We start from the raw sequence: 21,550 nt of genomic DNA on the forward strand, positions 1-21,550 counted from the left end.
ACAAAAAAGTCATGGATCTTAGATAATCTAAGATCCATGACCTTTACTATGCAGCGTATGTAGTTGTAATCAGGAAAAACCGAGCCTAAACAATTGCCTTTTTTCAGCCATCTGCCTCGTTTTTCTTCTCCTCTTTCGCCGTTTCGCCCTGTACGGTCTGCCAGACTTGGGCGATGAATTTGCTCGTCGCCGGCGACAGTTCTTGAATATCGGGAACGGCAATGCCTAAGGAGATATGCTGGGCCGGTTCAAAAGGCCGCAGGACGACGCGACCATTCCAGCGTTTGGTCGTCAGGCGATTATTCAAACTGATGCCCAGGCCTTCTTCGACCATGCAGTAGGCCGTATAGGGATCACTCGTCGTAAAGCGGATGTCCGGTTCGAGGAAGTTCGCCGATAAAAAGCGGTCGATGTCGGTATCGCGGTTCGGAAGGGGGATGACGAAGGGGGCGTCATCGAGGTGGGCTAAGGTGATGGATTCTTCCTCCGTCCAGGGATGATCCGGCGGCAACCAGACGACGAGTTCGTCTTCATATAAGGGAATCCAGTCATAGGTCACGCCGCTGCCAAATTTTGCTGACAGGCAGCAGTCGATGGTCTTTTCATCGAGCCATTGAGCCAGTTCCTTATTGGTCCCCTCCATGAGATGGACCGATACGTTGGGGTAGAGTTCCTGAAACTTACTGAGAATTTTCGGCATCCAGGCGGCGGCAATGCTGTAGTAGCAGCCGACGTTGAGGACGCCGGCCAAGACACCTTGAATGGCAGCCCCGAGGTCGACGGCCTTTTGAGAAGCCCGGACGACTTCTTGAAAGACGGGCATCATCTGGCGGCCGTTGGCTGACGGTTGAACACCTTGATTGTTCCGCACTAAGAGGGGAAATCCGATTTCTTCTTCTAACGACTGAATCATGCGGGTTATACCCGACTGGGTATAGCCGAGTTCTTTAGCGGCAGCGGTTAAACTACCGTGTTGAATGGCCAGGAGCAAGGCCTGGCATTTGATACTGTCCATTTTGTTCACCCATTTCGTCATGACGAATATGATAAATTACAACTTGTGTCATACCTTATTGTACCGTATAATGAGGCCATCCGTAAAGAACAATTATCCACAGGAGGACCATTATGAATACCTTATTGCCCTTTGCTTCCGACTATATGGAAGGCGCCTATCCGGCCATTTTAGAAAGACTGACTGCCATCAATACGATTCCCCAGGACGGCTACGGGACCGACGGCATCAGTGAAGAAGCCCGCAAAAAAATTCTCGAAGCCTGCCACTGCCCGGACGGCGAAGTCCACTTTTTAAGCGGCGGCACCCAGACCAACGCCGTCGTCATCGATGCCATCCTGCGCCGCTATGAAGGCGTCATCGCCGCCTCGACAGGCCACGTCAGCATTCACGAAGCCGGCGCCATCGAATACACGGGACACAAGGTCATCGAACTCCCCCAAGATCAGGGAAAACTTTCTGCTTCCGACATAGCCCGCTTCATGGAAAACTTCGAAGCCGACGCCTCCAAGGATCATCTCGTGCAGCCCGGCATGGTCTATATTTCTCAGCCCACGGAATACGGTACTCTGTACTCGAAACAGGAACTGGCAGAACTTTCCGACGTCTGCAAAAAATATAATCTCTCCCTCTACGCTGACGGTGCCCGCCTGGCCTATGCCTTAGCTACGCCGGAAAACGACGTCACCTTAGCCGATTTGGCGACGTACTGCACGGCTTTTTATATTGGCGGAACGAAATGCGGCGCCCTCATCGGTGAAGCCGTCGTCCTTCCCAAAAAGGGGCTCATCCCCCATTTCTTCACCATCATCAAACAGCACGGTGCCCTCTTGGCAAAAGGCTGGCTCCTGGGCACCCAGTTCGATGTCTTATTTAGTGACAATTGCTATGAAAAAATCGGAAAGACAGCCATTGAATACGCCGATGCCATCCGAAAAGCCTTAAAAGACACAGGCTTCAACCTCTACTTCCCGACGGCAACCAATCAGATTTTCGTCATCATGGATAATCAGAAATTAGCCGCCCTCAATAAAAAAGTCGCCTACAGTATGTGGGAAGCCTATGATGCCGATCACACTGTCATCCGCCTGGCAACCAGTTGGGCCACTACGAAAGAAGATACAGACAGCCTCATCGAAAGCCTGAAAGAACTCTAAAATCCGAATCACACAAACAAGCCGAGCTCCGTATATGCTGTGGAGCTCGGCTTGTCTCGTTATGATTTTAAATGAATACCAAATCCAAGACCCTTCCGACTTGATCCGAATAGCGTAAATTTGTCTTGCAGTAGATGGCAAAATGCTCACAATTATTCGATGGCAGCGAATAGCCTCCCAGGGTCTGACTTTCAGCACAAGCATATGCCCGCTGTACCGTTTCTTCCGGAGTATAAATATGATAATTTTGCCATTCGAGTCCTTGCCATACGGCATCGACAATAGAGGCATTTTTTTCCTTGGCACGAATCAGCAGCTTAAATTCTTCAATATCAGCGGGAAAATGACGCACAAAAAAATCCTTGTCCCCATCTAAGAAATCTTCCATCGTCGTTTCATGGATACGTGTTTTTCTAATGATTGTTCCCTCAACCGGGGCAAAATGAACGACTTTTCCATTGCCGGTATAGACCCCATAATGACAATAAGAAGGAAAAAGAAAATTCTTCCGGTGAACATAAATAACGGATCCCAACGCAGGTAATCCTCTCATAATCCATCATCCCTTCCCTTGATATCTCTTTATATTTCGAAGGCAGCCGATATAGGAAACTGCCGGGACAGTAATCCGATAAGCCGGACCGGCAATATCAACAATCGCCCAGCCTGCCGTCAGCGCCCAACCGATAGGGCCCGCAAGAATAGCCGCCGCCCGTCCTAAGGTAAACCCCGCAGCAGAAGATGCAATAGCACCAGTAACCAAAGGTTTAGCAAGCGCTACTGCCGCGAAGGAAAGGGATTTATTTAAAGTTTGCCGCACCACGGTATTGGCGACGACAATTGATATCTGATACGAGGCCAAACTATTTTCTCGCAACAAGGAAAAAAATAACTGGGGTCCTACCGCCTTTAAGACAGTATGATCCTTTTTACCGTTATATCCCCAAGTTTCAAGGAACGCCCTTTGTGTATCTATCGAGAGCGTTTTCCAAGTTTCACCCATAATATGAGCGCACATTTTGTCTTCTATCTCTTCGGCTGAATCTGACGAACTACAAGAGACTCCTAATTTTTTACATGCGTCTTTAGCAACGGTGTGATAATCTTCTCGAAACCATAAGGTATTGCTGCCAAAATCAAGAAGCTCTTGAGCTAAAAGATCGACGTATTGGCGGTAATCAGCACCATATTTCTTGTATTCCTCACTGCATGTAATAAATTCAGTCTTTGCTTTTATCAAAAATTCAAACAAGGATTCTAATTCCTCATTCGAACACCGCACAAGAAATGCTAAGTCTTTATCCATAACCCGACGCCTCCTATCAATTCACGACACATCACATCATTCTACCAATAGAATACCATCTGACAAAGACAGATATTGTCATTTCTAAAAATCTTATTCTATTAACACGATACTATCGTACTTTTATAGTAGAAATATCGTCTTAAACATAATGAAAGGAGCGCTTCTGCTAACCACATGAACAAAACTAAAATTCCAGATTAAAATTCGCTGGCTCACGCAGCCATACGTTACATAGAATATAGTTTTCGCCCTCTAATTTAAAAGTAAATTCCGTAAAGTATCCTTATTTCATTATATTTTTATATACATTTTATGTCAATGATGGTGAAGCAGTCTTTATTTTGCACAAATTTCCGAACCGACGCTTTTTTTCTTGAAAATACCCAATTACTTCTTTCCAAGAAACAGCCTCGAAGAGGCCTTGTTCTCACGTCTTCTGCTATCCTCCTGCCATTCACAATACCTGTTAAAGAATACATCGTCCCAACAAAAAAAGAGCCCCGGGCAAAATACGTTTCTACTCGCATTTTGCCGGAGCTCTTTAATCGATGTTCAATTAAGCGATATGATATTTCTTTTCTAAGCGGTCTAAGAGATCCAGATAGCCTTTTACGAAGGCCGGGTCTTCTTCTTTTTCAAAGTCTTTGACTGTCTTGTCGATTTTTTCTTTGATATTTTCAGGCAGACTGCGGTCAGCTAAGGGATAGACGACGTTGTTTTCTTTTTCAACATGCATCTGCAGACGGTTGGCATAGGCCATGGCTTCTGCCAAAATCTGAAGTTTGTGTTCCGTTTTCGGTTCTTCGTCGTAGAGTTTCAAGGCTTCTTCGAGGGCACGCACGTGAGCGCGGACGAGGTCGTGTTCGACGAGCATGCCGTGTTTGATGATGATCGATGCGACTTCTTCCAGGTTATCGACCATTTCGGGGAAGAGGACTTCTTCTTCCCGACGATGGTGGTGGTTGTCGGCATAGTTGCGGATAAAGTCGATGATATCAGCAAATTCTTTCTGATCGACTTCGCCGCCTTCTAAGATAGCGCAGCAAGCGGCCTGAATGATTTTAAGCATACGGGAAATATTGGCGTGCTGTTCGACCATGACTTCCGTGCAGTACATCATAATGCATTCCCTCTCTTTCTTGTTAAGCAGATTTCTTTACGATTTCATACTGGCCTTCAGCCGGACTTTCTAAGGCATAGTCCGTAGCCGACAAGAGTCCGTCGACCAAGGCCTGACGCAGGGCATAGTAGCGGTCGCCGTGACCCTGCCAAAATTCACTATGAAGATCCATCGTCCGGTCCCAGGCAATGCGGGCGTCGTCGCTTTCACGGACGCGGTTGACCTGATCGCAGGGCATGCCGTCGAGGAGAAGATCATCGAGGCGATGGAAGGCTTCCGGTGCCGTTGCGGCCTGAAGGCCCTGTTTGGCGCCAAAGTTGTGAGCAGCCTCTTTCAAGGCGTCGAATTTTTCGCCATCGTCACCGGCTGCATCGAGGACCAATGCGGCATAACGGCCTTCGGCATCGTGGATACGAGACTGAAGCCAGCCGTGGATATTGGCTTCGTCGATGACTTCATCGAGTTTGCGGCGGTCGGTGCTGACGTACTGGTCAGCCTTATCGCTCCAGCCCTTGGCCGTAACGTAGGCGACGAGTTCGTCGATCAAATTTTCCTGAAACTGGATTTTATTGTATAACCAAAAGTGAATCGGTCCTAAGAATGCGCTCATCGTCCATCCCTCCTATTATTCAGCTGCCAAAGCGGCGTTAACGGCACCGGCAACAGCTTCCGGATCGAGGCCGTGCACGAAGCAGGCATTAGCCAGGCTTTCCTGCTGAGAAGACGGGCAGCCTAAGCAGTGCATGCCCTGAGCCACGAGAGTATCAACAACCTGCGGGTACTGACGAATGATATCGCCCATAATCATATCTGTCGTAATTTTTGCCATAGTAATTACCTCCTAATATATCTCAATCTATCTCTATGTCAGAGAAGCATTTCTCAACTTCTGAACGTAGTATACCATGAAGGCCAAGAGATAATCCGTTGTTATTCCAACGCGTAGAAAAATTTTCCAAATAAATCGGTTACAGGTGATTTCTAATCAACAACTTCGCCCGTTTCAGCGGGATTTGTTGCTTTTTACGTGACATCATAGTAAAGTTAGAGACAAGAAATGACTCGAAAGGAGTTTCGCTATGAATCCCCTCTTTATGAAAATTGATTCCTTGAAAAATACACTTCACCAACTGCGTCCCTTGAGCAAGGTAGAATTGCAGCGGCTGAGAGAAGAATTTATCATTGAAACGACGTATAATTCCAACGCCATCGAAGGCAATACACTGACCCTCCGCGAAACGGCCTTGATTTTGCAGGAAGGCATTACCATCGCTGAAAAACCGCTGCGTGAACATCTCGACGTCATCGGTTTCAAAGACGCCTTTCACTATATCATCGAGCTGGCCTCCCAAAACACGCCGCTTACCGAAGAAACAATTAAAACGATTCATTCCCTGGTTTTAATGAACGACAGAGAAAATCGCGGCAAGTATCGGAACGTCCCGGTCCGCATCGTCGGAGCACTCCACACACCGCCCCAACCCTATATGATAGAACCGGCTATCGATCAACTGCTCCAACAGTATACCGTCTGGAAAGAGAAGAAGCACATATTGGAAGCCGCAGCCCTGCTCCACCTCGAATTCGAATCCATCCATCCTTTTATTGACGGCAATGGCCGAACGGGACGGCTGCTGCTCAATCTCGAGCTCATAAAAGCCGGTCTCCTGCCCGTCGATATCAAGTTCACGGACCGCCGCAAGTACTACGACTGCTTTGACTCCTACCATTCAGGACACCACAATCCTGAACAGATGGCGTCCCTCATCGCAGCTTACGAACAAGAAGAATTAGAACGATACATCGCCATCGTCAGCCCCTAAAGGCCGCTTATTCCCTCTTTTTCTACAACGCACGACAACCATATTTGAAATTCTGTCTGTATTTTGCAAGTAGACTCTCCCTTTCATTCTTTATATTATGATATAATAGGTATACATTACTCGAATATCTATTATATTGAAAGGAGTGTGATGTAATGCGATACTTCTCAAAACTGATGATGGCCTTCTTCTTTGCCGTCAGCCTCTTTTTCGTCCCTCTTACGGGCCAGGCACTCTATTTCCCGCCTACCCTGTACGACAACGATCAAATCGTCCTCGTCTATGGCCATATGGGGCATGGAACCTATGTCGACAAGACTTCCGTCGTCGTCGAATACTACAATCCTCCTTACTATAAGTTGGCCGCCAATATCCTGACTTATAATGCCGAAAAAGGATATCTTGCCGGCACCCGGACCCAGCATTACAGCTACAACATCGAGACCGGCGCCATCTACAGCGGTGACTACGGCCCCTTGTACGACCGTTCCACCAATCCCATGGCAAAACAACGGCCCGTAGACGTAGCCAAAACCGTCTGGGAAGCCGCTTATCACATGCCTTGGAAATGGTAAAAATCCCCCACTAGAATCAAAACGTAAGGTCGGAACCACCTTGTCTCCCCTTTGTACTGGCCATTACAAAAAAGCAGCGACGCCAAGCCATCATCGCCGCGATAAAACCGAACGCCTTACATAAGAACGATAGAAAAAGCTTCTCCCTCCATGTAAAAACACCATGGAGAGAGAAGCTTTTCTGTTACACAAGATAAAAAACCGATGCTAAAAACTTACCTCTTAGAACTTCCAGGAGATACCACCGTTGAATTCCCAATCGTTGCTGTAGGTACCGCTGAATTTTCGTTCAAATTCGAACCATAAGCTGTTGGACGGGCTTAATTCTGCCGCGAGGCCGGCACCTAAGTCGTACCAGGTGTCCTTACCGTCGCGGTTGTAATCGATTCGTTCCAAGCCATTGGCTGAGGTCAGCATGATGCCGCCGTCACCGGAGAATTCATGGAGGATGTCGCCCTTCACGTACCAGCTTGTCTTGTCATTCAGCTTCTGTCCCAACCGGAAGCCCAGGCGACCGATGAAGCTGTTGACGCTGTCTAAGTCGTGGTTGATGCCGTCGCTGCTGGTGTAGGACTTGCTGTTCATGTGGGTATACTGCAACTGAGCCTGCGGTTCAAAGTACCAGCCGTCTTCCAGATCGTAGGTTTTGCCCGTTTCGACGCTGGCCTGTTGGTACCAGGTTCCGAAAGAGCTGTCCGACTGAGTGCCATTGATCAAGAAGGTATGACTATTGCCCATGACCTTGCCGATGCGACCGACGACGTCTACATACTGGCCGTTATTGCCCAGCCAGGTGTGATAAATCGAACCGGAGTAGCGTTTGTACTTCCCGTTTCCGTCAGCAAAAGAATCGCTGCTGCGAAGGTAGGTAAAGACAGCGCCCTGATGGACGACACTGCCATCGTTACGAGCCATGACAAAGTCTTTGCCCAGTTCAAAGCGGTTGCTGTGACCAGAGTAGGAATCGCGGTCTTGATGGGTATAGGTCGTGCGAGCCCACCAGCCGTCGGGATCGGTATTCATCTGGCGAACGTCGCCCATGCGCTTATTCAAGGTATCGACGTCGGTTACCAGGTCGTACATGATATTCGAATTGATGCGGCCCGTTTCAACGAGCGGGCTTTCGGTATAACCGATGGTCCCGAAGAACCAGTCCGTCGTCGTATCCGTCGCCGCTCTGTCAGCGATATTTTCTGCCGAATCTGTTGTCACTGTTGTTTCAGACGTAATGCCAATCGTGTAATCATACAAGCTGCCCTTAGTTACATTTTGCTGAGTAATGGGACTGGTAAACACAGCGTCGCTGTTGGCCAAAGTAGCGAAGTAGAGGCGGTCATTGACGCCCATGGCATCGAGATGCATAGAAGCTTTGTCACTTACCAGTGCCTGTGTCCCGGTCGCACTTTCCGTAACATTTAGGTAATCGCTGTTATCGGTCTTTTCTTTTGCCCCGCCGTTACTGGTCCAATCGAGGTCCATGAACATGGTTCCCGTACCGGATAAGGTCTGGGCCGTAAGGCTGGTGCCGGTACGATTAGCGTCACTCAGATTGACGAAAGAATCATTGGCGAGATTGGTCAGTGAGCTGTCGCCGGTGACATTCCAGACAGCACCGTTTTTCAGGTCGATATTGATATGCGGCGTTTCTTCGATATACGGGTTTTCTGGTTCTTCCCAGTCATCGTCACTGTCATCGTATTCTTCATCATCGGCTGCATAGGTGTCGACGTCTAAATCCTCATCGTCGTACTCTTCTTCGTCATCAATGACGTAAAGTTTTTCAATATTTTGAAGTTCCGTCTTGCCGGTAAAGGATGAATTTGCCGTGTCAAAGAGGACGTCGATCTGACCATTCAGGGCCTGCATATTGCCCTTGATAACCTTATCGACACCGGAAGTCAAGGCTTGGATACGTCCGGCTGATTCCGTATAGAAGGCATTGTCTTTGGCATCAATAGCAACGCCTTTGTTGAAAACGATGTCGCTATTATATTTGGCACTGGCTCCTGTTTCAGCTTGAGCCATTGCGACATCGCCATCAAAAGTAATCTTTGAAAGATCTTCATTCCATGGATCTGTGTCGGTTTCTGCCAAAGCCCCAATACCGACTTGCGACATAACTGTATTGCCGTTAAAGTTAATTTTGCCGCCTACTTGCGAAAAAGCACCGATACCGGCACCCTTTATAAAGGTGTTGCCATTAAAATTAATATTCCCCAAATACTCTGCATAAGCTGCCGTTGCCCCTTCATTTTCTAAAGTAATCGCACTGGCCGTCAAATCAATGGCCCCATTAACTACACGCAGGCTGGCCTGAGAAGCTTCGTCTGTCGCTCCGGTGGAATGCAAATAAATCGAATCGCCGGCATTAAGAGCAATATCGCCGCCCTCAGCATAGAGCATGGTATGGGGTACACTGATTGATAAATTAATGGCCTTATCGGCCTGTAATTCAACCTTACTATCGCCTCGATAGGCTACGAGCATACTGGTCTTATACGGGTATTGCTCTGCATAATCAGACATATCTCTTCCTTCGGCTACCCAATTAATTTCATTCGCCTTGAGCAGTGCCTGCGAACCATACGTGGTTGACACGATTTGCTGCGTATTCCCCGTAATGGCCTGTGCCTGCAATTCAAGATTCGCCCCACGTTCTGCAGACATAACAGCCATATAACCCGGTGCCTGTTCACGGAAATTAATATTACCCTTAGCTGTTACAACAGCCTTACCACTATACTGCACACCAATTAAATACGCATATTGATTGCGGTTAAAATTAATATCGTTACCGGCCGTTATCGTTCCTTCAGCATTATTCCCAAAATACAAAATCGGCAGGCCCTGTACCGCCGGAGTATTACTATAAGTATGGTTAAAGGTAATATCATGATCTGCTTCCAATTGAACCTTAGCGCCATAATATGAAGCAAGCGTATTAGCCCGCGCATAATTGTTAAACACCAAATCATTGTCGGCGTGCACAGTTAATGCGTTCTTGTTGCCCACGGCAATCATTGGATTATCTTCATAAACTTCCGATTTATTGAAGGTTATATTATTGGCCTGAAAATTAATCGAACTTCCGTTACCTCTAACATCGTTTATAAGATTATGCTTATCAATTGTTGTCTCGATGCTATCCGCATTATGGATATTGATGTTTGTGTTATCTTTCGTTATATATATCCCTGAAGTCTTAGCATCTATGGCTAAGGAATGGCCATTCATATCTAAATCCAGACTACTTCCCGCACTTGTAGTGCTGTTTATAATAGGCCACCTACCGCCTTCTGCAGAAACAATCGAAACATCTGACAATGCCGTGACTTTTTGTTCACCATCAAGCACATATAGAGCTTTCAATGTCGGTAACTCATGCTTCCCTTCAATCGTATCACCGATTAAGGGATAGTCAGCCGCTGCTGCTCCCAGATATGCCGTACTCAATAAAGCGCTTAATACCAAGACGCGCAATAACTCTCTGCTGCGTTTTTTACCACTCATACATACCACCCCATCATAACAAATAGCTTTCTTTTTCAAGGTAATTCATAACATGTTCATAAATATTACAATTTATTTTATCTGAATCATGTATAAATTATCTCATTTGTAATCATATTTTAGATTTATTTCAGATTGATTTCAAGTATGTTGTATGTCATTTTTAATGCATCATCCGTATTTGACTAAAATCATCATGATAAAAAATCATCTTATTTTTTTGAATCAAAAACGCATTCCACGCACAGAAAAAAGCGACTTGATTCAAGCAAGCCGCCTTTCTGTAAATAGGGTATTTTAGATTTTTGGGACAATGACCGAGATTGAATCCGCCTAGCCTCTTTGGAAAAGGACTGAGCCAGGATATTGGTGTTGCCGTGAAGGCGCGGACTGGTGCCGATAATCAAAACTTTTTTCTTCATCTGCATCTCCTCCTAAAGGGAATACTCAGATAGCGCCCAGGGAGTCCCGCATATGCCGCAGGCCCTGTTCACCGTATGTATCGTACACGGCCTGCAGGCGGTCGATCATCTCCTGCTTCCGGGCCGGTATCTGTCCGTAAATCGCCGTTATGATGGAGGCATTGGTGGCGTCGATGAGGGTCTCTATGGTTAAATCCTTCAAGAATTCCTTCAATTCCAAGATGCGTTCCCCTTCCGTTGCTTCCTGAAATTCGCCGATTCGGACGTCCTTCATGAGCGGTGTATCCGGGAAAATCGTAAGGCCGGCAATGAGGATGCGGTCGGGATGGAGCTGGTTAAAAACGGCAGCCGTCTTTTTGGCATGATCCAAGCCATAGCCCTTGCCGCCGAGTCCGCTCAGGAAGATGACTTCGTAAGGCATGCCGGCCTGATCCATCTTAGACAATTGAGGCACGATTTCATCGGCATGATAGCCCTTTTTCATGTAGGTCAAGACCTTTTCATCTCCTGATTCGACACCGAAGACGATGCCGGAATAACCGAGGTCCTTCAATTCATTCAACTGATCAGCAGTCTTATTGCGCAGGCTGTTGACCCGGCCGTAGCCGCCGATGGTCTTAACGAAAGGCAGGTACTGATGTATGAGTTCGGCAATGCGCTTCAATTTCTCGAAAGTCAGGAGAAAGGGATCGGCCCCCTGCAGCCAAATACGCGGGAAGGGCACACCGTAACTTGCCATTTCCTTCAAGTCTTCGACGATTTCCGATTCCGGCGAAACGGCAAAAGGCGCCTCCTTATAATAAGTGCAGAAACGACAGGCGTTGTGACTGCAGCCGCTGGTTACCTGTAAATAGGCACTGTTGGCTTCATAAGGCGGACGTACGACATTGCTTGCAAAATGCATGGACAATCTCCTCTCTTTCTCCCTTAAACGGCTCTCATGCTGTGACGCCAGCGCGACAATTCAGCTTCCACCTGTTCGTCAAACCGATTGATTGTCTTGTCGAGGGCCGACAGAATCTGTTCCCTTTCCTGAGGCAAGGTCACTTCAAAACGAACGCTGCTGGTAGACGTACCAGAATTGATGGTAATGGGAATCTTCAATTCGGCCAAGAGGGTACGGATTTCTTCGATTCGTTCCCTTTCCGTCGCTTCCGTCCATTCGCCGGCTTCCATCTGATCATACAGCTTCGTTCCCGGCAGGACAGACACGTTGGTCAGCATCATGTAGTACGGATGAAGCTGGTTGAAAATCGCAGCCGACTTCTTGGCGCTTTCGACGAGCTTTCCCTTACCGGCCAGACCGCCAAGGTAAATTATGCGGTAAGTAATGCCGGCCTCATCCATTTTCTTGCCGGCGTCCAAAATATCCTGAGCCGTATAGCCTTTATTGACGAAGGCCAAGACGTCATCGTCCCCCGTTTCAATGCCGATCATGATTTCATCGAGGCCGTGGGCCTTAATCTTTTTGATGTCTTCCACCGATTTCTGTTTGAAGTCAGAAATCGTGGCATACGTCGAAATGCGGGCATCGGGATAATATTTCTTCATCAGATCCCAGACGGCAACCTGTTTTTCCGTACTGAGAACGAAGGGGTCTCCGCCGGAAGCCCAAATGTTCTTAGCATCGGGCCATTCTCGCTTAGCTTCCTTCAAATCTTCCTCAATCTGAGAAAGGGGTGCCACCCTAAAAGGCGTATCTTTATAGAAATTGCAGAACGTGCAGGCATTGTGCGAGCACCCTGCCGTTACTTCAATAAATAAACTATCCGCATCGGTCTGCGGTCTGACAATCGGTCCGTGAAAATGCATGGTAAGATTCCTTTCTTTAAATCTAAAATTCGCTTATTATAGATATATTAATCCTAAGAAAAGGGGGCAAGATTTCCAATGACCTTACCCGCACTTATATTATATCTATTTTTACCTATATGTCAATATATTAATTCGTTTTTTTGTTTTCTTCCTGCTCTCCCCTTTTTGAATCAATCGTCGTATAATAGAGTCAAGTAATCCACATCTATTTTTGAAAGCAGGTGATATTCATGAGTACCGATAATAAAAACGAAAAAGCCATTACGGCCGCCGGCAATCCGGCCAAACCGACAGGAGAAGCGGGCGAACAGATGCTGGCCCGCATGAATGAAAGCCACGGCCCCCTCACGGCCTGGGGCCTCTCCCATTTTACCTGGCGCGGCGATGAAACCGTCCTCGACATCGGCTGCGGCGGCGGGGCCAACTTAAAGCGCATGAGCAGCCACGTAACCACAGGCCATCTTACAGGCGTCGATTACTCCGAGACCTCCGTCCAGACATCACGCCAGACAAACGAAGAAGCTATAAAAGCCGGCAAGATGGACGTCTCCCAAGGCTCCGTCGAAAAACTGCCCTTTACCGACGACAGCTTCGATAAGATCACGACCGTCGAAAGCTTCTACTTCTGGCCCGATCCGCCGGAAAACTTGAAAGAAGTCAGCCGCATCCTGAAAAAAGGCGGCACCTTCCTGCTCATCGCCGAAATCTACGAACGGCCTGACCTCAGCCCGGCCACCCGGGAAAACATCAAACACTACAACCTCTACAACCCGACGCCGGAAACCTTCGAAGATATCTTCCGCAACGCCGGCTTCACGGCCGTCAAGCTCCACATCGAGCCTAAAGAGGGCTGGATTTGCGTCGAAGGAACAAAATAATATCCGCACATCAAAAAAGAGAGTATCCGTCTGCCATGATGGATACTCTCTTTTTCATGTCAGCCTACCATTCTTCGATGAGGCATTCATGAGACCTCGTTTTTTTGTCATAATTGATGCCGACGAGGATGACTTTTCCGGCATAGTGCTGCAGGGCATCGGCGTAGCCTTTTTCCTTTATTTGACTGATAGCCGTCTCGGCATCATGATTCCATTTCAGTTCAACGACTAAGGCCGGTTTATCCCCATGCTGCGGCCGCGGCACGAAAACCAGGTCGGCAAAGCCTTTTCCGGCAGGCATTTCACGAACGATATTGTAATACCTCCTGGCACTGTAAAAAGCCAGGGACAGTGTGTAACTGAGGGCATTTTCATCGTTGTACTGAATCTGACTCGTTTCCACATGGGCTGCCGCCACGCCGAAAGCCACGTCATCCGCCCTGCCGTCAAAGACGGCTTGGAGCAGCTCATCTGACGCTCTTACGGCCTGACTGACGGGCTGCCAGGCGTCGCCTTGCTTGGTGGCATTGACGTATTCCTGTAAAACTTCGTTATTAGGAATAAAGACTTCTTCCCCCTCGCTATCATACCCGAGGTAGCCGAGGTGGACCAAGAGGGTCATGACGTCATCGGCAGAAGTAAAGGTCGTCATGTCATTCTGGAAGGTCCCGGTATTAATTTTTTGACAGCCGCCGCCCATCATCTTGACGACAGCATCGCGCAGGCCGTCTTCATTCAAATCGATATAGACCTGCAGTGCTTCATAGGTCTCGGTCTTGTTCCAATAGCTGCCGAAACGGCCCTTGACCATGGCATCGACGACGCTTTTCGGACTGTACACATGGGGACAATTCGGGAAGGAATAGCCGTCGTACCAAGCCCGGCATTCTTCAAAATCCATACCGTAACGCAGGCAGAGATTCTTCGTTTCGTCTTCCGTAAAGCCGACGAACTGTGCCATCTGATCGGGATGCTCCATGGAAAATTCCGTAAACATGTTGAGAGCCGAATGCGTCCCGTACTTCTTAATCGGCAAAATCCCCGTCATATAGGCCAAGGCCACGTACTCCTTATCCTTTAACAGGTTGCGCAAAAAATCGAGATACAGCCGCTGCGCCCTTTCATCGTGGGGATATTCCCGAAAGATGCAGTCCCATTCGTCCAAGATGATGACAAACTGCCGTCTCGTACCGGCAAAGACATCGCCTAAGGTATCGGCCAAATGGGTATCGTCAAAATAATTGACATCGGGGTAGGCCCGGCAGATTTCCCGGATAACGCGAAGCTGCAGCCGCTCCAACATGGCCGATATGGACAGGCCGGCGCTCAAAAATTCTTGTACATTCACTTTGATGACATCGTACCGTCCGCACTCAGCCAAACCGTCAGGCAGTTTTCCGAGTTTTAAATCGCAAAATAAAGGGCTTCCGTCTTCAGAGCCGTCGTAATAGGCTGCCAGCATATTTGCCGTCAATGACTTCCCGAAACGCCGCGGCCGACTGACGCAGACGAAACGTTGTTCTGTATTAACCATGCGGTTCAGGACAGCGATCATATCTGATTTATCGACATAGATTTCCGAATTCAAAGCCATGCGAAACAGCCCTTCCCCGGGATTCAAATACATACCCATCGTCTGCCCTCCTTTCCTCAATCCTATTCGATGCACACCAATTCAATGGTAATCGGTAAAAGTTTCCTATAGTACACTATATAATTTTATTTTACCATCTTTCAGAACTTTTTACTCCTCTTTTGTGATTTTATTACTTTATAAGTAGTATTTTATAATTCTTAGAGTTACGTCTATATCCATATTTCAAATAATAAAGAAAAAACTCGGTACCGACAAATCGTCACCTACCGAGTTTTTTTCATGCTTCCATATAAAAGTTTCCATCCAAAGACAGCTTTCAGCCAAACCTTACAGCGTCCCTCTCCTTGCCGTCCTCTGAATCCGTTCGTGGCTGGCGTTGGTAATGGCATCGTCCAAGATAGCGATCATCCGCTGTTTATCCTTTTTCAAGATGCCGTCGATGCGGACGGAATCTAAGGGATGGAGGGCCCAGAAGTAGGTATTAGGAAGTTCCAGGTATTCCAGGAAGGTCTTTTCTTCTTCGAGATTTTCTCTCTCTTCGGCCGGGATGAAGACGCCCTTTTTTATGTCGTCGTCGAGTTTCGTTCCGGCAAAGGCCGACATGGTGTTGACCAAGATCTGTGTCGGCTTGATTTCGTTCTCAAGCTTGGCCATGGCCAGGGCATTTTCTTGGCCTCGACCGCTGCCGCCGGTGCCCAGCATCAATAAATCGGAGTGACGGATACCGACGGCATTGAGACGCAGGCACTGCTCCCGGATTTCTTCGATAGTATAGCCTTTATTGAGGTATTCGAGGATATCCGTCAAACCGCTTTCGATGCCGATGTAGAGGTCATTGACGCCGGCCGCCTTCAAGGCCTTCAAATCGTCATCGCTCTTATGGGCAATATTTTCGATGCGGGCATACATGGTAATGACCTTGACCTTGGGAAGGTACTTCTTGATGACGTCGATGCGCTCGATCAAATTCTTTGCCGACAGGACGAAAGGATCGGCGCCGATAAGATAGACCCGTTCCAAGTCTTCCATCTGCCAACCATAGCGTTCTTTGGCACCTTTCATATAGGCTTCGACGTCAGCCGTCGGCCACATGCGAAAGGGAACGTCCTTGTACATGCTGCAAAAATGACAGCTGTTATGGCTGCACCCTTCCGTCAGGGGAATCAAAAACGTATTGGCCTCAATAGGCGGCCGATATATAGTTCCGTTATATTCCATAAGTATCACCTCTTATCAGTATTCACCGGGAGCGCGATAGCCCTGAGATGCGTATTCCGTCCGAAAACGGCGCAGGGCTGCTTCTCCCTGATTATCTATAATATCTTGAATCCCGTCGATGAGCTCCTGTTTATGGGCCGGAATCTCCGTCCGTACGTGGAAAGGCACGGAAATGTGACTGGACTGAAAGATTGTGTCGTTGGTCAGGGCTTTCAAGAATTCCTGCATTTCCTGCAGCCGTTCGACTTCGCCGGCTTCTTCGTACTTTCCGGCCCGGGCCAAGTTCCATAAGCCCGTCTTGGGGATGAGGACCAGCGAAGAAATATCAATCATCGACGGGTGGAGGCCGTCATAAAGGGACGCCGTATCGAGGGCATGTTTAAGACCATATCCCTTCCCACCGAGGCCGTTGATCCAGTTGACGACATAAGAGAAGCCGGCGCGGTCTAATTTTTCCAATTGCTCTCTTGCCGTCGCCCGATCATAGCCCTTGTGCATGAATTTCAACAAATAATCGTCCCCCGATTCGACGCCGATATAGGGATCGGCAAAGCCGGCATCTTTCATGTTTCGAAGCTGTTCTTCTGTCTTGTCGACGAAGTTATCGATGCGGGCATAGCCGCCAATCGTTTCAACGGACGGCACATAGCGGTGAATCAGCTCCGCCGTCTTCATCAAGACGTCGTAATCGGCAGAAAAAGCGTCGGCCGACTGGAGAAAAATTCGCTTCGGTGCGCCAAAGTATTTGGGGATTTCCTTGACATCGGCTTCGATTTCTTCCATGGGTGATCGCTTAAATCGATCGGTCTTATAGTAACTGCAAAAATAACAGCCGTTATGAGAACAGCCGCTCGTTAATTGTAAAAATCCGGAATTGCCTTCATAAGGCGGCCGGTTTATTCCACTGGTAAAATGCATGGTGGCTTCCTCCTGTATGCTGGATCGTATCATCAAAAAACAATGAGGCCTAATATCCGGCAGGCATCGCCCTGCCCTTACTTCTTACCGACAAGATTGTCTTGCCCTTTCTCATCGTATGATGTATTATAACCATGAAGTACGACAATGACAAGTACGCACATTTTTGGTACCTGAAAGGACAGGCTTATGACTCAAAAAAAGAAGGACTACGAAAACCCATATGACGGCCAATGCGCCATTCTCTACGCCATGAATCTCATCGGCGCCAAGTGGAAGATTCCCATTCTCTGGCATCTGACCCATTACGGCATTCTCCACTACAACGAGTTGAAGCGCCATTTAGGCGGTGTGACCAATACGGTCCTGGCCCGCAACTTAAAAGAGCTCGAAGCGGACGGCCTTATCATCCGCAAGTCGAAGGGAACCGTCCCGCCGTCGGTGACGTATGAACTCTCCGACGAGGGAAAGAAATTGATCGAGCCCCTGGACGGCCTCTACCGCTGGGGCGAAGAACACCGCCGCCACCGGGAAATGCCGGTGCCTTAACCGTTTCCGGGAAGCCAAAAAACGCCTTCCGTGACAACAGCCACAGAAGACGCTTAGGCTAAGACTTATATATCATTTTCAATCGTTTGAATCACTTTTGCCGGCACGCCGCCGACGACGCAGTTATCGGGCACGTCTTTGGTAACGACGGCACCGGCTGCTACGACGACGTTATTACCGATGGTCACGCCGGGCAGGATGGTCACATTGCCGCCGACCCAGACGTCGTTTCCGATGGTGACGGGCTTCATGATTCCCAAATGCTGCCGCCGTCCCCGCGGCGACAAAGGATGGTTGACCGTCGTAATCAGGGTCCCCGGACCAATCATGACGTGGTCGCCGATGCGGACCGGACCGATATCCAAGATGGTGACGTTGAAGTTGGCCAAAAAGTTGTCGCCGACATGGATGTTGCTGCCGCTGTCACAGCGAAATCCCGGTGCCGTCCAAGGATGGCTGCCGCAGGATCCGAAGAGGCGGCGCAGGCAGGCTTCGATGGCCTCTTCATCGCCGGAATCGATGGCATTGAGCTTCTTCGTTTCGGCAATGGCCTTCAACTTTCGGTCGTTGACCCCTTTATCCCAAAAATCATAGGCCAGGCCGGCGTCGAGTTTTTCACACTCGGTCATGGTATTCATATCCTTTTCCAAGTAAGACACCTCCTCTTTGTATCAAGCTTATTAAAATTCCCCTCGCCTACCGCGAAAGCATGGCCTCACTTATAGGCTTTTTCAAAGATTTCAAGGTAATCTTCATCGGAAAGGGGTACTGGATCGGCCGTAATATCGCCGCCCAATACGGCGTGTATCCGCTGAGGGTAGGTCTTCAATTCGTCTCTCGTAATGCCGACGTCGCTCATGCGCAAATCATGGCAGTCGACGGCTTCTAAGAGTTCATCCAAGGCCTTGATGAAGTCTTTGCCCGACGTCGGATTGGCGACGCCCATGGCTTTGGCCATCTTCATCATCGGTTCTTCAGCCGCTTTTCGTTCGGCAAAGAAATCGTAGTACGCATGAGAAAGCATAATCAGGCCGGCACCGTGAACGAGATCATCGTGGTACGATCCCATGACGTGTTCCATCGTGTGTTCCGACGTGCAGAGCATGTAGTAGCCGGCCAGGGTGTTGGCCAAGGCCATATAAGCCCGCGCTTCCTGGTCGCTGCCGTCGCGGTAGGCCCGAGGAAGATACTTTGCGACGAGTTCAATGGCCTTCAAGGCAAACATTTCCCCCATAGGATGTTCGTTCTTGCAGATCATCGATTCGGCAGCATGGAAAAAGGCATCCATCCCCTGATACGCCGTAAACTTCGGCGGCACGCTCATCATCAGATTGGCATCGACGACAGCCAACACCGGGAACATGGACGGGAAGAAAATCCCTGTCTTTTCCTGAACGTCATCCTTACTGATGACCGACGCCATGTCGACTTCACTGCCCGTTCCGGCCGACGTCGTAATGGCTACCGTCGGTGCCGCATCGGCAGCCGGCTGTTTCTTGCCGCCCTTTTCAGACCGGCTGTAATCCCAGATATGGCCGTCGTTGGTCATCATCAAGGCGATGCATTTGGCGCAGTCCATGACCGATCCACCGCCGAGGGCCACGACGAAGTCACACCCCGTATCCCGAGCCAGCTTAGCTCCGTCCATGACGTTGTAATCCGTCGGATTGGGACGTACCTGGTCGAAGACTTCATAGCCGACGCCGGCTGCATCCAATTCTTTCTTAACGGCCTCTAAATAGCCGAAGCGCTTGGCCGACGTACCGTTCGACGTGACGATCAAGGCCATTTTGCCCGGAAGCTGCTCGTTGTGCAAGTCCTGAAGCCGACCGGGGCCGAACAAAACCTTCGTCGGCATATAGAAATTAAAGTTATACATAAAAAAACCTCCTCAGTCAATAGATACCCTTGGCGGTCGGAATCTTGTGACCCCGCCGCTGTTGTTATCAGTGTACCCTGTTTGACATCTGGAAACAGCGCCATATGATAACTTATATAGTGGCATATATTAACCTGAAGGAGGCTGCATCCGATGACAGATCCTTTATGTTTTGACAGCAGGTGATTCTCTTGAATGACAGAAAAGAACAGTTGGAACAGGCCCTGACCGTGCTGGGAAGGGAATTTCCCCTCCTCAACTGGGACTTTCGCCCCGACCCGTCATCTGGCCGAACGGAACTCATTTCCCAGTGGCTCGGCGATCCGGCCGATGAAATCATGCTCTGCGCCTTTACGGGCAGCCATATCGACGAGCGCTTCCATCGCCAGGACTTCTTCTTTGTAAACTTCGCCTACCAGGGAAATTACGAGGCCCTCAGCGCTTCCAGCCAAAATAGGATTTCCATGAAAGAAGGCGACGGCTACCTTGGTCAGCCTTACAGCGGCTACGCCTTGAAAAAAGACGGTGACGAAACGATCATCATCGTCGGCATCCTCATCAAGAAAGAAACCTTCCTCCGAGAATACCTTTCCGTCCTCGGTGCCGACACGGACCTGCTCCACTTCTTTTTAGAGCCCGCCGTCAACCGCTATGCCGACGGCATCATCCGCTTCACGCCGGGAGCCGATTCCCCGATTTGGTCCATCCTCGACTTGATGGTACTGGAATACGTCCGGCACACGGACCAGAGCCAATCCATCTTGAAAGCCCTCTTCCTCTCCATGGCCATGTACATGTCCGAAGCCGTCCGGGCCCAAAACCAGCCGGCCCGAAAGGCGTCGGTCACAGAAGAAATCATGGCCTACATCGAATACCATTCCGACACGGCGACCCTCAAGAGCACGGCGGCCCGCTTCGGCTACCATCCGGTCTACCTCTCGCGCCTCTTGTCCGAAAAAGAAGGCCGCACCTTTTCAGAGATTCTCCTGTCCATCCGCATGAAAAAGGCGGCCATCCTCCTAAAGTCGACGGATCTTTCCATCGAAAAAATTGCTGCCATGCTGGGGTACAGCAATAACAGCAATTTCTACAAAGCATTTAGAGAGTATTACGGGACGTCGCCCAAGGCCCGCTTCCGATGAAAGTCCTCAGCTCAGGCGACTGGCAAAGTCAAAGAGCAGCTTCAAGCCATAAAAACAGATGACAGAGCCGCAGATAATATTGATGGCCCGCAGGATGCGCGGACTGAAGCGGCTGCGGAACAAAGAAACGAGGCCGCTCAAGAAAATAAACCATACGCACGAAGCGAGGAGAACGCCGCTGAGAAAGGGCGTCTGCTGAGATGCGCTCAAGGTCACCTGAAAGGATCCGAGGAGCATCGTTCCGTCGAGGATGGCCTGAGGATTAATCCAAGTGACGATACCCGCTTCAGAAATAGTCTTGCGAATCGTCATGGGCCGATACTCGCCCTGCGTCTCCGCCTTGGCCCGAATGAGTCCGGCGCCGATATAGAGAACCAGCAGGCTGCCGACGCCTAAGATGACCATCTCTACCTTAGGAAAGAGTTCCATCACCCGGCCAATACCGAAGAAACAGGCCAGGGACAAGGTAATATCGAAAAAAAGGACGATGAGGGCCGTCAAAAAAGCCCGTCGCCGCGTATTATTCAGTGCCGAATTGATGATAAACATATTTTGCATGCCAATGGGGGCCACATAGGCCAAGCCCAACGTCAACCCTTGTAGAAAAAAGCTCATATAAAAAA

Annotated in this window: 22 protein-coding genes; 6 read left to right on the forward strand and 16 right to left on the reverse strand. The window is 49.0% G+C overall.

Annotation, left to right across the window (positions count from 1 at the left end):
* Positions 1 to 103: 103 nt before the first annotated feature.
* On the reverse strand, positions 104 to 1,015 hold the full coding sequence (locus TX77_RS08100) for a LysR family transcriptional regulator (RefSeq protein WP_044504287.1): 912 nt from the start codon (positions 1,013 to 1,015) through the stop codon (positions 104 to 106).
* Positions 1,016 to 1,128: 113 nt separating this feature from the next.
* On the opposite strand from TX77_RS08100, the gene TX77_RS08105 reads away from it, so the two are divergent.
* Complete coding sequence (locus tag TX77_RS08105) at positions 1,129 to 2,172, forward strand: threonine aldolase family protein (RefSeq protein ID WP_044504289.1); 1,044 nt, start codon at positions 1,129 to 1,131, stop codon at positions 2,170 to 2,172.
* Between the two features lie 67 nt (positions 2,173 to 2,239).
* On the opposite strand, the gene TX77_RS08110 is transcribed toward TX77_RS08105, so the two are convergent.
* From TX77_RS08110 to TX77_RS08130, 5 genes are all read right to left on the reverse strand, one after another.
* Positions 2,240 to 2,725, reverse strand: coding sequence for a lecithin retinol acyltransferase family protein (locus tag TX77_RS08110; protein WP_081651720.1), 486 nt, complete (start codon positions 2,723 to 2,725; stop codon positions 2,240 to 2,242).
* Positions 2,726 to 2,731: 6 nt separating this feature from the next.
* Positions 2,732 to 3,478 (reverse strand): DUF3944 domain-containing protein, encoded by a 747-nt coding sequence (locus tag TX77_RS08115; protein ID WP_044504293.1) that lies wholly within the window; start codon positions 3,476 to 3,478, stop codon positions 2,732 to 2,734.
* A gap of 559 nt (positions 3,479 to 4,037) precedes the next feature.
* Complete coding sequence (locus TX77_RS08120; protein WP_230198088.1) at positions 4,038 to 4,601, reverse strand: hemerythrin domain-containing protein; 564 nt, start codon at positions 4,599 to 4,601, stop codon at positions 4,038 to 4,040.
* Positions 4,602 to 4,623: 22 nt separating this feature from the next.
* Positions 4,624 to 5,211 carry a hypothetical protein gene (locus TX77_RS08125; protein WP_044504294.1) on the reverse strand — a complete coding sequence of 196 codons (588 nt, stop codon included), beginning with the start codon at positions 5,209 to 5,211 and terminating at the stop codon, positions 4,624 to 4,626.
* A gap of 15 nt (positions 5,212 to 5,226) precedes the next feature.
* Positions 5,227 to 5,430, reverse strand: a complete 204-nt coding sequence (locus tag TX77_RS08130) for a DUF1858 domain-containing protein (RefSeq protein WP_044504296.1) — start codon at positions 5,428 to 5,430, stop codon at positions 5,227 to 5,229.
* A 250-nt stretch (positions 5,431 to 5,680) separates the two neighbouring features.
* On the opposite strand from TX77_RS08130, the gene TX77_RS14255 reads away from it, so the two are divergent.
* Together TX77_RS14255 and TX77_RS13000 are read left to right on the forward strand one after the other, a co-directional pair.
* Positions 5,681 to 6,424, forward strand: coding sequence for a Fic family protein (locus TX77_RS14255; protein ID WP_044504297.1), 744 nt, complete (start codon positions 5,681 to 5,683; stop codon positions 6,422 to 6,424).
* A gap of 155 nt (positions 6,425 to 6,579) precedes the next feature.
* Positions 6,580 to 6,999: a hypothetical protein gene (locus tag TX77_RS13000; RefSeq protein WP_049917329.1), complete on the forward strand. Its 420-nt coding sequence runs from the start codon at positions 6,580 to 6,582 to the stop codon at positions 6,997 to 6,999.
* Positions 7,000 to 7,221: 222 nt separating this feature from the next.
* Here TX77_RS13000 and TX77_RS08145 read toward each other — a convergent pair whose 3' ends face one another.
* From TX77_RS08145 to TX77_RS08160, 4 genes are all read right to left on the reverse strand, one after another.
* Entirely contained in the window at positions 7,222 to 10,509 is a 3,288-nt protein-coding gene (locus TX77_RS08145) for an autotransporter outer membrane beta-barrel domain-containing protein (RefSeq protein ID WP_081651721.1), read from the reverse strand.
* A 212-nt stretch (positions 10,510 to 10,721) separates the two neighbouring features.
* On the reverse strand, positions 10,722 to 10,931 hold the full coding sequence (locus TX77_RS08150) for a hypothetical protein (RefSeq protein ID WP_044504304.1): 210 nt from the start codon (positions 10,929 to 10,931) through the stop codon (positions 10,722 to 10,724).
* 25 nt (positions 10,932 to 10,956) lie between these two features.
* Positions 10,957 to 11,835, reverse strand: a complete 879-nt coding sequence (locus TX77_RS08155; RefSeq protein ID WP_044504305.1) for a radical SAM protein — start codon at positions 11,833 to 11,835, stop codon at positions 10,957 to 10,959.
* 23 nt (positions 11,836 to 11,858) lie between these two features.
* Positions 11,859 to 12,743 carry a radical SAM protein gene (locus TX77_RS08160; RefSeq protein WP_044504306.1) on the reverse strand — a complete coding sequence of 295 codons (885 nt, stop codon included), beginning with the start codon at positions 12,741 to 12,743 and terminating at the stop codon, positions 11,859 to 11,861.
* A 233-nt stretch (positions 12,744 to 12,976) separates the two neighbouring features.
* On the opposite strand from TX77_RS08160, the gene TX77_RS08165 reads away from it, so the two are divergent.
* Positions 12,977 to 13,624 carry a class I SAM-dependent methyltransferase gene (locus TX77_RS08165; RefSeq protein WP_044504307.1) on the forward strand — a complete coding sequence of 216 codons (648 nt, stop codon included), beginning with the start codon at positions 12,977 to 12,979 and terminating at the stop codon, positions 13,622 to 13,624.
* 64 nt (positions 13,625 to 13,688) lie between these two features.
* Here the strand turns inward: TX77_RS08165 and TX77_RS08170 are convergent, their stop codons facing one another.
* From TX77_RS08170 to TX77_RS08180, 3 genes are all read right to left on the reverse strand, one after another.
* Positions 13,689 to 15,257 carry an AAA family ATPase gene (locus tag TX77_RS08170; protein WP_044504308.1) on the reverse strand — a complete coding sequence of 523 codons (1,569 nt, stop codon included), beginning with the start codon at positions 15,255 to 15,257 and terminating at the stop codon, positions 13,689 to 13,691.
* Between the two features lie 291 nt (positions 15,258 to 15,548).
* Positions 15,549 to 16,439 carry a radical SAM protein gene (locus tag TX77_RS08175; RefSeq protein WP_044504310.1) on the reverse strand — a complete coding sequence of 297 codons (891 nt, stop codon included), beginning with the start codon at positions 16,437 to 16,439 and terminating at the stop codon, positions 15,549 to 15,551.
* 15 nt (positions 16,440 to 16,454) lie between these two features.
* Positions 16,455 to 17,357, reverse strand: a complete 903-nt coding sequence (locus TX77_RS08180; protein WP_044504312.1) for a radical SAM protein — start codon at positions 17,355 to 17,357, stop codon at positions 16,455 to 16,457.
* Positions 17,358 to 17,546: 189 nt separating this feature from the next.
* Here TX77_RS08180 and TX77_RS08185 point away from each other — a divergent pair, with 189 nt between their 5' ends.
* Positions 17,547 to 17,906, forward strand: coding sequence for a winged helix-turn-helix transcriptional regulator (locus TX77_RS08185; protein ID WP_044504315.1), 360 nt, complete (start codon positions 17,547 to 17,549; stop codon positions 17,904 to 17,906).
* Positions 17,907 to 17,971: 65 nt separating this feature from the next.
* Here the strand turns inward: TX77_RS08185 and TX77_RS08190 are convergent, their stop codons facing one another.
* Both TX77_RS08190 and TX77_RS08195 read right to left on the reverse strand, forming a co-directional pair.
* Entirely contained in the window at positions 17,972 to 18,556 is a 585-nt protein-coding gene (locus TX77_RS08190) for a sugar O-acetyltransferase (protein ID WP_276525027.1), read from the reverse strand.
* 65 nt (positions 18,557 to 18,621) lie between these two features.
* Positions 18,622 to 19,785, reverse strand: coding sequence for an iron-containing alcohol dehydrogenase (locus tag TX77_RS08195; protein ID WP_044504316.1), 1,164 nt, complete (start codon positions 19,783 to 19,785; stop codon positions 18,622 to 18,624).
* A 191-nt stretch (positions 19,786 to 19,976) separates the two neighbouring features.
* On the opposite strand from TX77_RS08195, the gene TX77_RS08200 reads away from it, so the two are divergent.
* Entirely contained in the window at positions 19,977 to 20,927 is a 951-nt protein-coding gene (locus TX77_RS08200; RefSeq protein ID WP_044504317.1) for a helix-turn-helix transcriptional regulator, read from the forward strand.
* 6 nt (positions 20,928 to 20,933) lie between these two features.
* On the opposite strand, the gene TX77_RS08205 is transcribed toward TX77_RS08200, so the two are convergent.
* Positions 20,934 to 21,542, reverse strand: a complete 609-nt coding sequence (locus tag TX77_RS08205; protein ID WP_044504320.1) for a LysE/ArgO family amino acid transporter — start codon at positions 21,540 to 21,542, stop codon at positions 20,934 to 20,936.
* Between the last annotated feature and the right edge of the window lie 8 nt (positions 21,543 to 21,550).

This window comes from Megasphaera massiliensis, from assembly GCF_000455225.1.
Classification (GTDB): Bacteria; Bacillota; Negativicutes; order Veillonellales; family Megasphaeraceae; genus Megasphaera; species Megasphaera massiliensis.